This window comes from Luteibacter rhizovicinus, assembly GCF_004342265.1.
Taxonomy (GTDB): Bacteria; Pseudomonadota; Gammaproteobacteria; order Xanthomonadales; family Rhodanobacteraceae; genus Luteibacter; species Luteibacter rhizovicinus_B.
Genome location: NZ_SMCS01000003.1, coordinates 267,945 through 280,916 on the forward strand (window position 1 = coordinate 267,945; position 12,972 = coordinate 280,916).

The 12,972-nt window shown below is 63.8% G+C and carries 8 protein-coding genes; 6 read left to right on the forward strand and 2 right to left on the reverse strand.

Annotation, left to right across the window (positions count from 1 at the left end; genetic code table 11):
- Window positions 1–2: 2 nt before the first annotated feature.
- Both EC912_RS09680 and hisN read right to left on the reverse strand, forming a co-directional pair.
- Complete coding sequence (locus EC912_RS09680) at window positions 3–2,138, reverse strand: phosphocholine-specific phospholipase C (protein WP_132143378.1); 2,136 nt, start codon at window positions 2,136–2,138, stop codon at window positions 3–5.
- A 7-nt stretch (window positions 2,139–2,145) separates the two neighbouring features.
- Entirely contained in the window at window positions 2,146–2,940 is a 795-nt protein-coding gene (hisN, locus tag EC912_RS09685; RefSeq protein WP_132143380.1) for a histidinol-phosphatase, read from the reverse strand.
- Between the two features lie 208 nt (window positions 2,941–3,148).
- Between hisN and EC912_RS09690 the strand changes: the two genes are divergently transcribed.
- From EC912_RS09690 to EC912_RS09715, 6 genes are all read left to right on the forward strand, one after another.
- Window positions 3,149–4,144, forward strand: coding sequence for an extracellular solute-binding protein (locus tag EC912_RS09690; protein WP_132143382.1), 996 nt, complete (start codon window positions 3,149–3,151; stop codon window positions 4,142–4,144).
- 28 nt (window positions 4,145–4,172) lie between these two features.
- Window positions 4,173–5,180 (forward strand): ABC transporter ATP-binding protein, encoded by a 1,008-nt coding sequence (locus EC912_RS09695; protein ID WP_132143384.1) that lies wholly within the window; start codon window positions 4,173–4,175, stop codon window positions 5,178–5,180.
- Window positions 5,165–6,880, forward strand: a complete 1,716-nt coding sequence (locus EC912_RS09700) for an ABC transporter permease subunit (protein WP_207906812.1) — start codon at window positions 5,165–5,167, stop codon at window positions 6,878–6,880. Before EC912_RS09695 ends, EC912_RS09700 begins: the two co-directional genes overlap by 16 nt.
- On the forward strand, window positions 6,870–7,637 hold the full coding sequence (locus EC912_RS09705) for a DeoR/GlpR family DNA-binding transcription regulator (protein WP_132143386.1): 768 nt from the start codon (window positions 6,870–6,872) through the stop codon (window positions 7,635–7,637). The genes EC912_RS09700 and EC912_RS09705 overlap by 11 nt, the downstream gene beginning before the upstream one ends.
- Before the next feature lie 90 nt (window positions 7,638–7,727).
- A complete protein-coding gene (locus EC912_RS09710; protein ID WP_243649211.1) occupies window positions 7,728–10,751 on the forward strand; it encodes a TonB-dependent receptor in 3,024 nt (1,007 codons plus the stop codon).
- A 111-nt stretch (window positions 10,752–10,862) separates the two neighbouring features.
- On the forward strand, window positions 10,863–12,797 hold the full coding sequence (locus tag EC912_RS09715) for a CocE/NonD family hydrolase (RefSeq protein ID WP_428993098.1): 1,935 nt from the start codon (window positions 10,863–10,865) through the stop codon (window positions 12,795–12,797).
- The last annotated feature ends 175 nt before the right edge of the window (window positions 12,798–12,972 follow it).

Consider the following 12,972-nt stretch of genomic DNA (forward strand, 5'->3'; position numbering starts at 1 on the left):
CGTTATCGGGATTTGCGAACGGGCCCCGGATCGCTCGTACTCGGCCGTCCATCCTCCAGATGCCCCGCGAACCGGCGCAGATAGCGCGGCGCTTCGGCCATCGATACCGAGATGTCGTACCAGCCCGCGCTACGGCTGACGTCGAACGGCAGCACCACCTTCGCTCCTGCCGCGACCTCGATACGCTGCAGCGCATCCGCGGCATATGTATTGCCGACCATGCAGACGGACGGAAGCGGTCCGGCGTTGGATATCGTCAGGTTCATGCGCTTGCCCGGCGCATCCTCCGCCACGACCGCCTCGACTCCATCGTCCACGCCACCACGCAAGGCACAAAGGAACCCGTTCGGGCCATGCACAAGGCGATCGTAACCATCGCCACGTCTGGCGAGCGGCCAGTAATCCTCGATGGTGTCGCCCGCACTCACCGTATAGCGGCGCGGAGGCTGCTCGCGGTCGGAGCCGTCATAGACATAGAACGCAGCACCTGCCCGCCCCGTGTTCCGGAAGCGAACCCAGCTACGGCCCGCGTCCAGTCGATGCTCCACGCTCCATGCATAGGGCAACGGCCGGGCCGGTCGCACGCCCGGCTCCTGAACCGGCATACGCTGTTCCCCGGGCACTTTGACCGGCGCCTTGCCCTTCGGCGCCGCAGGCACGCGAAGTTTCGGCATGGACGTCTCGCGTGTACCCGCAAAATCGAATGCGCTCGTGAGATCGCCGCATACAGCCCGACGCCATGCGCTGATCTGCGACTCCGGCACGCCGAAACGCGTTTCGAGAAACCGCAGGACCGATGTGTGATCGAAGGTTTCCGAGCAGACCCATCCGCCGCGCGTCCATGGCGACACCACGATCATGGGTACGCGCACGCCCAGGCCGATGATCTGCCGACCGCCTGGATCCGACCCGGGAACCAGCGGATTCGCGATACGCATGTGCTCGTCGATATCCATGACCTCGTCCTCCAGACTATCGACGAGGTCGGCCGAAACCACGCCTTGCTCGCCCTGCCCGCTTTCCACTGGCGGCGCCGGTGGAACGACGTGATCGAACAGGCCGTCGTTTTCGTCGTAATTGAGGAACAGAACCGTCTTGCTCCACACCGCGGGATTCGCGGTCAGCGCTTCGATCACCCGCTGGATGTAGAACGCACCATCTGTCGGCGAGGCTTCGGGGTGTTCGCTATAGCGGAACGGCGCCACGATCCACGATACCTGCGGCAGACGGTCGTTCATGACATCGGCTCGCAGTTCGCGCAGCGTATGCGTCGAGGCGCCGTTGCGTACGAGAGAACTCTTCGGGTCCGCGCCTTGGCCTACCTGATAGCGCGCGAAGAATTCCAGCGAATTGTCGGTGAAGTTATCCGTCGGCGACCCCGGGTCGCCTGTCCCGCCCTGATAGACCCGCCAGCTCACGCCATGCGCTTCCAGCCGCTCCGGATACGTGGTCCACGTGTATCCATTGACGTCCTTGCGCTCTTCCGTTCCCGGCCCGTTGTCCTTGCTGCCGAATGTGTTGCGCGGATCGGCGGTACCCGACCAGAGGAAGATGCGGTTGATCGCCGTGTCGGCATGAACGGACGCGTGATACGCATCGCAGATGGTGAACGCATCGGCCAGTGCGTAGTGGAACGCGGCATCGTCGCGCTTCAGGTACGCCATCGTCAGCACGTCCTGCTTCTGCTCGACCCATCGATCCCAGCGCCCCAGGTTCCAGGCCTGATGACCGCTGCTCCATCCATGGTCCGTGCCGTCCTGATGATCGCCGCTGACCGCCGTGTCCAGATGGAACGGCAGCACATACGGTACATCGTCCGCGATACCGCGCGATTTATAGTGCTTCGTATGCGTCGTCGCCGCCGGCTGCCGCCAGACCGGGGAGCCATCGGCCAGCGAAAGCACCCGCGGATCGCCAAACCCGCGCACGCCACGCAGGCTGCCGAAGTAGTGATCGAACGACCGGTTCTCCTGCATCAGGATCACAACGTGTCCGACGTCCGCGATCGTGCCGGTGACGCGATGCGCGGGCGTTGCCAGGGCGCGGGCGATAGCGGCCGGAAACGCCTGCACGGCGAGCGACGCCGTGACGGTGGTGCCGGCGGCTTTCAGGAAACGACGTCGATCGTTGGAAAACATAAGTTCGCTATGCGCCTTGCTGGATGGTCTCGACGATCTCGCGATGCAGTTCGGCCGACGCGGCGGCGATGACCTGCCCACCGCTGTTCAGTCCAAGCCTGCGTCCCTGCCAGTCGGTAATGACACCGCCGGCGGCCTCGATCACCGGAGCGAGGGCGAGGTAATCGTACGGCTTAAGATCCGCTTCGATCACTGCATCGATATGACCGGCTGCGAGTAGTGCATAGCTATAGCAGTCGCCGCCGAAACGGCGTGTACGTGCCGCGCGGCTTACGCGTTCGAACACGACCGATTCCTCGGCCGTGAACATATCCGGTGTCGTGGCGTACAGCGTGGCATCCGACAGACGCGTGCAGGCACTCGTCTGGCAACGCACGCCATTGAACGTGCTGAACTGTCCCGCGCGACCGATCCATCGCTCGCCAAGCACGGGCATGTCGATCAGGCCGATGACGGGTTCACCGTTGCGAAGCAGCGCAAGAAGCGTGCCCCACAGCGGCCAGCCGCTGATGAAACTGCGCGTCCCGTCGATCGGATCGATGGACCACACGTACTCGGCATCGGTGCGTAGTGCACCGTACTCCTCGCCCAGTACGCCGTGTTCCGGATACGACGCCTGGATGCGCTCGCGCACCATCGCTTCGACCATGCGATCGACCGCGGTCACCGGACTGGCATCGTCTTTCAGGCTGACGTCGATAGCGCCCCGGAAATGCGGCATGGACAGCTCGCGGGCCGTATCGACGATACCGCGCGCGAATGTCTCGAACCCGTCGATCAACGACGGTGGCGGCAGGGCCATCGGAAGAACTCCTTGGGAAAAATGTGTACGCGACCTAGCGCTTACGCGTTTCGGAATGATGACAAAAACGAAAATTCTCTTGTGGACTCGATGCCACACCTTTGCAAATATACCCAAAACGCCACACCCGCGGCGAGACTTCTCTTCCGGGAGTTTCAAGGCGGCGAGGCACCGGGGTATCCGAAAGACACCACAACGAGGCGGGCGTATGCACGTTGTCCGAAAGCTCATGCTTGTCCTGGCTGCCTTCCTGGCGAGCGGCGGCGTGAACGCGGGCGATCTGACCGTATATTCCGCGCTGGAGAGCGACGAGATAGCCGTCTATCTGAAAGCGGCCCATATCGCCCTTCCGGATATCGACGTACACATCCTCCGGCTATCCAGTGGCGATCTCGCGGCGCGCCTGCTTGCCGAATCCGCCGAGCCGCGTACCGATGTCGTCTGGGGCATGGCGCTTACCGATATGCTCGATCCGCGTATCGCGCGCCTGTTCGCTCCCGTAGCGGGTGCAAACATCGACACCCTGCCCGCACGTTTTCGCGGCGCGAACTGGTTCGCCGCGACCGGCTATATGGCCGCCCTCTGCGTAAACACGCAGGCGCTGGCCGAACAGCATCTTCCCGTGCCGCATACCTGGGCCGACCTGACCCGATCTGTCTATCGCGGACAGATCGCGATGCCCGATCCCGCATCCTCCGGCACCGGCTACATGGTGTTGTCCACGCTGATCGATAGTGGCCATCGGAATGCGGGCTGGCCGCTGGTCGAAGGGATCGCCCGCAATCTCGGGCAGATCACGCTGTCCGGCTCCAATCCCTGCAAGCTCGCACGCATAGGCGAATTCCCGATCGGCATCTCGTTCGCCTTCGTCGCGATGCAGTCGATTCGCCAGGGCTATCCGATCGCCATGGTGCTGCCGGCCGATGCCACAGGCTACGAACTGGAAGCATCCGGCCAGATGAAAGGCGCGTCCCATGCACGCGACGCGCAGCGCTTCCTCGACTGGACCGCGTCGCCCGATGCGGCTGCTCTTTACCGTCAATACAAGGAAATCGTCGCCGCACCCGGCGTCGGTCCCAGCAGCGAGCAACGTGCGGCCGGCTTACCCGCGGATGTCGCCGGTTCGCTACCGCCACGCGATTTCGCACGGGCCGCGCGCGACCGCGCGTCCATCATCACACGCTGGAAACGGCTTTCGCGCTGACGCGCGATCGGCCAGGGGAATAACGGGGATGTATCTGCACATCGACGACATCGGCAAGTCCTTCGCGGGCGAGCGCGTGCTCGACCACGTGGGTCTGCATGTCGACAAAGGCGAGTTCGTTTGCCTGCTCGGTCCCAGCGGCTGCGGAAAGACGACCCTGCTGCGCATCGTCGCCGGTTTGCTGGCCGCCGATACGGGACGCATCCACCTCGGCGGTCGCGACCTGACCGGCGTACCCGCGCGCGATCGTCGGATGGGCCTCGTTTTCCAGTCCTATTCGTTGTTTCCCGACATGACGGTAGCTGCCAACATCGGCTATGCGATGCGCATCCGGGGCGAGTCGTCCGCGCGCATCGCCGACCGCACCGCCGAACTGCTCGGACTGGTCGGCCTGTCGACGCTGGCGGCGCGCTATCCCGCCGATCTTTCGGGCGGACAGCAGCAACGCGTGGCACTGGCCAGGGCACTGGCCGTCGAGCCCTCGCTATTGCTGCTGGACGAACCGCTCTCAGCGCTGGATGCGCGCGTCCGTACGCAGATGCGCACCGAAATACGCACGCTACAGCGCACGCTGTCCATCCCGACCATCATGGTCACGCACGATCAGGAAGAAGCCCTGGCGCTCGCGGATACGATCGTCTGCATGAACCACGGGCGGATCGAGCAGGTCGGATCGCCCCGCGATCTCTACGAACACCCCGCATCGCGCTTCGTCGCCGAATTCATCGGCAGTTCGAACCTGCTTCCCGTGGACTGGATCCGCGATGCGCTTCCGGCCCTCATCGAACAGCGCGCGGCAGCGGTCCGTCCGGCACACGAGCTTTGCCTGCGGCCCGAGGATTTTCTGATTCACATCGACGCCACCGGCGACGCACAGGTCGAGGACATCGTCTTCCTCGGCAACCTGGCCCGCGTCGGCGTGCGCTGGCGCGGGCGGCGCATCCTGGTGGAAACGCAGGGACGTTCGTCGCTGCGCGCAGGCGACACGATCGGGCTCGGCGTGCGCGAAGGACGCGGGACATGGCTGCCCGCATGACCGTTGCCGCCGCCACGCCGTCGAACCCGGCGAAGCCGCGCGAACGGAGCGCCATCGTTCCGGTGCTGCTCGTCTCTGTTCCGCTTGCGGCTCTTCTCGTCTTTTTTCTCTATCCGCTCGGCGTCATCGTCTGGCGCAGCCTCAGCGACGTCGCCGGCCATTTCACTACCGGCAACTACGCCCAGCTCCTAACCGACCCCGGCCTGCCGCGCGCCGCCCTGCATAGCCTCGCCATCGGCATCGCATCCACGGCAACAACCTTATCGCTCGGGCTACTCGTGGCGATGACGCTCGAACGCACGCGCGTGCCAGGGAAGCCGCTCATTCGTGGCGTCCTGCTATTGCCGATGCTGGCACCGTCGCTGATGCTGGGCCTCGGCCTGGTCTGCCTGCTCGGACACAACGGCCTGATCCATCGACTGACCGGACTCCCGACCGATATCTACGGATTCTCCGGCCTGCTGATCGCCAACACGCTGTACGGACTGCCGCAGGTCGTCATCATCGTGACGACCGCGCTTGCCGGTACCAGCCGTCGTTACTACGACGCCGCCGAGTCGATGGGCGCGACCCCGTGGCGGCAGTTCCGCGATATCACGTTTCCGCATATTCGCTTTGCCCTGCTTGCCGCCGCCTTTCTCGTCTTCACCGAAACGATCACCGATTTCGGCAATGCCGTCGTTATCGGTGGCAACTACCGCGTGCTGGCCACCGAGATTTACAGCCAGGTCGCCGGGCAGATGAACTTCGGCATGGGTGCCACGCTTGGCGTACTTCTGCTGCTGCCTTCCCTGCTTGCCGTCTGGCTGGAACGCGCGGCGCGGCGCCGCCAGGACGCAGGCGGCGCGACGCATGCGCGTTTTTCGACACCGACGAAAGGACGTACGCGAGACGTCGCGCTCGGCGTCGCAACCGTACTTATCCTGCTGCCGCTATTGCTGACGATTGGCACCGTGGTCTACGTCAGTCTGATCCGGCTCTGGCCGTACGACCGCAGCCTCACACTTGCCAATTACTTCGGCGGCATGCCCGACGGGTACGCGCCTGTTGCCACATCGCTGCAGGCATCCATCCTTGCAGCCGTCGTGGGTACAGCACTCATTTTCGGACTGGCCGCGGGCACGCGCCGCTTGCGCCCCACCCTGGCGCGCCCGGTCTACCTCCTGGCAACGCTGCCCGCCGCCGTGCCGGGCATGATGATCGGTCTGTCCTATGTACTGACCTTCAATCACGGCCCGCTTTCCGCGTGGCTTTACGGAAGCCTGGCGATCGTCGCGCTCTGCAATATCTACCACTATCACGCGCAGGGCTTCCTCACGATGGTGGCGGGCGTACGCGCCGTACCCGTGGCGCTGGAAGACGCGGTGACATCCCTCGGCGGCGGCACAGGCCACGTCCTGCGCGATGCGGTGCTGCCTTTCGCGGCACCGGCCATCGTCTCGGTTTTCTTCTATCTGTTCATGCGCTCGATGGTGACGCTGTCGGCCGTGATCTTTCTTGTAACGCCGGATCTCGGACTCGCGGCCGTCTCGGTCATGCGGCTCGACGAGAACGGCTTTCTCGCGCAGGCCTCGGCATACGCCACGTGCGTACTCGTCGTCGTAGCTGCCGCGCTCGCGACGATGCGGGCCGTGCTGCGCCTGTGCACCCGCCGGCTCCAGAAAGAACGACCCCGGAAGGAACGACATCATGTGGCTTGAAGAACGGCATACACGCATCCGCGACCTGCTGCAGGCATCCGGCCAGGTATCCGTGGAACGGATCGTCGCCGAGCTTGGTGTCTCGCGCGAAACGATCCGTCGCGACCTGCTGGACCTGGAAGCGCGCGGCGAGATCCGCCGCGTTCACGGTGGCGCCGTCCTGACGGGCGACGAGCCGCCGATCGATGTGCGCTCGGCCACGCGCGTAAAAGAAAAACGTCAGATTGCGAAAAAGGTCGCCACGCTCGTCGAAAGCGGCCAGACGATCTTCATGGATGCCGGCAGCACGATGACGCTGGTGGCCGAAGCGCTTGCCGTGCGCACCAGCCTCACCATCATCACCAACTCCGTGGACGTGGCCATGCGCATTGCCGCCGGACAGGCACGCGGATCGGGCAACGAAGTCCATCTGCTCGGCGGCCGCTTCAACGGCGAAATCGGATGCAGCGGCGGCGCCGCGACGATTGCCGAAATCGCGCGCTTCCAGCCACACCTGGCGATTCTCTCGCCCGTCGGCGTCGACGCCGAATACGGGGCCAGCAGCTTCGAACTGGACGAAGCGGAAATTGCGCGTGCGATGTGCACGCATGCGCGCCGCGTCGTCATCGCCGCGGACCACGCAAAGATCGGCGTGCGCAGTCGCGTCGGGTACTGCCCTATCAAGGAGATCGATGTCCTGGTGACGGATCGCCGCGCAAGCCGCACGCGGGCGATGCAGGCCATCGCCGCCGCCATCGGAACCGTCGAATACGCATAAGAGGCTCCACGTCCTCATTTTTATCCCTCGTTTAGATCGATTGAATCCCATCCCGCCAACGCCACCACCGCTTCCCCTGGAGTCCGCACCATGAACGCGCCACACCCGCCCACTCCCCGCGCGGCGACGCTTCGACGCACTTTGCTGTGCGTCGCGGTCGCCATGTCCCTGACCGGCATCGCCCACGGCCAGGCCACCTCCGGCCGTATCGCCGGCCAGGCACCCGTCGCCGCGAACGCATCGGTCCTCATCGAAGGCAGCAACGGCCTCGTCCGCGAAGTTCCGGTCGACTCGCGCGGACGCTACGCCGCCGAAGCATTGCCCCTGTCCACCTACAAAGTTTCGCTGCGCGTCGACGGCAAGGTCATCGACGCGCGCGACAATGTCGGCATCCGTGTCGGCGCCTCCACCGATGTGTCGTTCGCCAGCACCGGCGAATCGGCACAGCAGCTCGACAGCGTCATGGTCCGCGCCAGCGCGTTGCCGAAGATCGACGTCACCAGCGCAAGCTCGAGCACGATCATCACGTCCGAAGATCTGGCCCGCCTGCCACTGCAACGCTCGGCGGAAGGCATTGCCCTGCTAGCACCCGGCGCATCGCGTGGCAGCAGCTATTTCAGCGGCGCGATGGGCAACCAGCTGGTCAGCTTCAGCGGCTCGGCGGTGACCGAGAACGCGTACTACGTCAACGGCTTCAACACCACCGATCCGCTCAGCGGTTTCGGCGGCATCTCCCTGCCCTACGGCGCCATCAATCAGCAGGAAGTGCTCAGCGGTGGCTATTCGGCGGCGTATGGCCGTTCCGATGGCGGCGTGATCAGCCAGGTCGGCAAGAGCGGCACGAACGAATGGCACTTCGGTGCGCAGGCGCTCTGGGAACCGGATTTCGCGAGAAGCGACGCGAAAGACATTTACTACGTCAGCGGCGATGCCGCCGGCAAGATCTACCAGCGCAATGCGGACAACAAGTCCACGACGACGACGATCTCCGGTTACGCGGGTGGCCCGCTGATCAAGGACAAGCTCTTCCTCTTCGCCGCCGTGGAAACCGAACGCACGACGGGCAATAACGTCGGCTCGGTGACCTCGTCGTACGACACCAAGTACACGTACCGCGATCCGAAGTACTACGCCAAGCTCGACTGGAATATCAACGACAGCAATATCCTGGAACTCACCGGCCTGTCGCAGACGCGCCACTACGACGGTTCGAAGTACCTCTACAACTACGCCACGGACAGCGACGGCAATTTCACCAGCACGGACAAGGCGACCAAGACCAGTGCGAACATCTACGTCGCCAAGTTCACCAGCTACCTGACCGACGACCTCACGCTGACCGCGCTGTACGGCAAGTCGAAGCTCACCTATTTCAACCAGCCGCCGGAAACCGGCGTGACCGGCCCGTTCATCGGCAACGTGGACAACGAGAACCCCGCGCTGACCGGCGGCCAGCTCATTACCAATCACCAGACGCTCGACACGATCGACAACCCCGATCACAAGTCGACCAACCGCAACCTGCGTATCGACCTGAACTATAAAATCGGCGCGCACTCGATCACGGCCGGTATCGACAACCAGGATTCGCACGACATCGACGACGGCACGACCATCGCAGGCGACGGCTACGAGCTGTGGTACGCACACACCGACCCGAACACAAACATCAGCGAATCGCCGTTCGTCGGCAAGCCCGGCGACTTTCCCGGCGGCCAGACCGGCTATTACGCCTATGTGCGCCATTACTCGACACTCGCTTCGGTACGCGTGAAGCAGCGCGCCCAGTACGTGATGGACGACTGGCAGGTTACCGATCGCGTGCTGTTGCAGCTGGGCCTGCGCAACGACCAGTTCACCAACTACAACCCCAGCGGCCAGGCGTATCTTCGCCTGACCAAGCCGCAGTGGGCGCCGCGGCTGGGCGCCAGCTGGGACGTCAATGGCGATGCGTCGCTGAAGGTCTACGCCAACGCCGGCCGTTACTTCCTCGCCATGCCCGCCAGCGTCGCACTGCGTACGGCATCGGGCTCGCTGGCGACGAACGAATACTTCACCTATACGGGTATCGACGCGAACGGCCTGCCGACCGGCCGCACGCCGATCACGTCGTCGACCGGTGGCGCCGTATCGCCCAATGGCGAATACGGCCAGCCGCCCGACCCGAAAACCGTGAGCTCGAAGAACATCAAGTCCGAGTACCAGGACGAGTTCATCCTTGGCTTCGATCACCAGTTCGATCCGGCGTGGGTCTGGGGCATGAAGGCAACGGTCCGCAAGCTGCGCAATGCACTGGACGACATCTGCGATAACGGCGCTATCGAACGCGCAGCCGTCGCCCAGGGGGCGAAGCTCGGGGATGTAACGATCGGAAGCTGCTATCTCTCGAACCCCGGACGCGCCAACGTCTACCAGCTGGCCAACGCCAACGGCGGTTACACGAATGTCACGGTAACCAACGACGACTTCGGTTTCAGCCAGCTCAAGCGCAACTACTACGGTCTGGACACGTATCTGTCCCATCCGTTCGACGGCACATGGGCGGGCAAGATCGACTATCTGTATTCGCGCAGCTACGGCAACACGGAAGGCCAGGTGCGTTCCGATACTGGGCAGCAGTCCGTATCCGCATCGCGCGACTGGGACTACGCCACGCTGATGGAATATTCGAACGGCTACCTGCCGAACGATCGCCAGCACCAGCTGAAGGCGTACGGTTCGTGGCAGATCGCTCCGGAATGGATGATCTCCGCCAACCTCACGATCCAGTCGGGCACGCCGCGTAGCTGTCTTGGCTTCTACGGTACCGCCCAGAACGATCCGTCCGGCTACGGCAGCTATTACCACTACTGCGATGGCAAGCCTTCGCGTCCGGGCGATGCCGGTCGTACGCCCTGGGAAGAACTGCTCGATGTCAGCGGCGAATACCGTCCGCTATGGGCGGACCGCAAACTCGCTTTCAACGTATCGGTATTCAACCTGTTCAATCAGCAGCGCGCAACCCAGCTCAGCCCGGGGTATGGCTCTACCACCGCGGTGCAGAACAGCTTCAATCGCGTGGTGAGCTACACCACGCCGCGTTACGTCCGGTTCGGGGTCAATTACGACTTCTGATCGGGCGGCGGGCGTCCCGGCCGGTTCGTCCCCACCGGCCGGGAGCGCTCGTTTTTTGCAACAGGCGATATACCAGGACTCAAAGACATGCCCGGAATCATGCGTCACGCCTTGCTCTCGCTCGCCCTGTGCACCCTTGGCACGGGCGTTTCCGCGCACGGCGGCGAGAAAACCTACGCGCAACTGCCCAGCGAAACCCCGGCGAACTTCGCGCCGGTCACTGAGAATTTCGATTACGTACGCCGGGAAGTCGACATAGCGATGCGCGACGGCGTGCGTCTGCACACGGTGCTGCTGGTGCCGCGCGGCGCGAAGCACGCCGGGATGCTTTTGACGCGTACGCCCTACGGCGCCGACGACATGAGCCATCGCTCCGATAGTCCGCACCTGGCCATGGCATTGCGCGGCTACGACAATCCCGCCGACATCATCGTGCAGGACGGCTATATCCGCGTCGTGCAGGACATCCGCGGCAAGCATGGGTCGGAAGGCGATTTCGTGATGAATCGCGCGCCGGTCGGCCCGCAGAATCCCACACCGGTCGACGAATCCAGCGATATCTACGATACCGTCGACTGGCTGTCGAAGAACGTTCCCGAGAGCAACGGCAAAGTCGGCATCATCGGCATCTCCTACGACGGCTTCGAGGCGTTGATCGCCACGATCCGTCCCCACCCCGCCCTGAAGGTCGCCGTGCCTATCAACCCGATGGTGGATGGCTGGATGGGCGACGACTGGTTTCACCAGGGTGCCTTCCGCCAGCAGATGCTGCCGTACATCTACGGCATGGTGGCGAGCCGCGGCGGCAAGTACGGCTGGGCCTCGGGCTATCGCGACGACTACGACCTGTACCTGAAGGGCGGTTCCGCCGGCGACATCGCACGCGCGCACGGCATGGAACCACTGGGCTTCTGGCAGAAAATCCTGGCCCATCCGTCTTACGACGCCTTCTGGCGAGACCAGGCGCTGGACAAGCTCGTCGCACGCGAACCGCTGACCGTTCCCACGATGCTCGTACACAGCCTGTGGGACCAGGAAGACAACTACGGCGACATGGCGGCCTATCGCGCGCTCGCCCCGAAAGACCCGAAACACGACAAGCTTTATCTCGTTATCGGTCCGTGGCGTCATGCAAAGACATGGGAGCCAGCTGGCGCCATCGGCGCGATCGACCTCGGCAGCGACACAGGCACTACGTTCCGTCAGGACATCCTGCGTCCGTTCCTCGCCCGCTATCTCAAGGACGGTGCGGCCGCGATCGACATCGCTCCGGTCAATGCATTCGTCACGGGCGAGAATCGCTGGCGGAAGCTGACCCGTTGGCCGTCCGGTTGCGCCGCTGGCTGCAAGCCCGCGATGCAGGACTGGTACGTTGACGCGGATGGCTCGCTTTCCAGCACGAAACCAACGGAAGGCTTCGACGAGTACGTGTCCGATCCGGCGAAACCCGTTCCTTACCGCGTTCGCCCCATTCAGTCCTGGTCGCACGGCGTGCCGGATCAGGTCGAATCGTGGCCGGAATGGCTGGTCGACGATCAACGCCAGTTCGCCACCCGTACCGATGTCCTGACCTATACGTCCGCGCCGCTCGCCGCACCCCTCTCGTTGGCAGGCGAACCCGTCGTGCGCTTGCTCGCGTCGACCAGTGGCAGCGACAGCGACTGGGTCGTCAAGCTGATCGACGTCTATCCGGACGAAGTCGTCGACCATCCCGCCATGGGCGGCTATCAGTTACCCATCGCGATGGAGATTTTTCGTGGGCGTTATCGCGAAGGTTTCGACAAGCCCGCGTCCCTGACTCCGGATACGGCTTTGCCATATCGCTTCCCCCTGCCAACGGTGAACCACGTCTTCCTGCCGGGTCATCGGGTGATGGTGCAGATCCAGTCGAGCTGGTTCCCGCTGTACGACCGCAATCCTCAAACGTACGTGCCCAATATTTTCCTGGCGAGGCCGGGTGACTATCGCAAGGCGACGCAGCGGATCTATCGGGGTTCGTCGCAGGGGACATTTGTCGAGTTGCCGGTGGTGAATGTGGAACACTGACTGAAGATAATCCAGGCATGCATTTCTGTGGGAGCGCGCCTGCGCGCGAAAGCCTACGGAGCGAAGAAAGTGCGGACTGCATCCGCAGCCGGAAATCCCGGCTCGCGGATGTGAGCATCCGGCTCCTTCGCTCCGTAGGCTTTCGCGCGCAGGCGCGCTCCCACAGAGAGCTTTA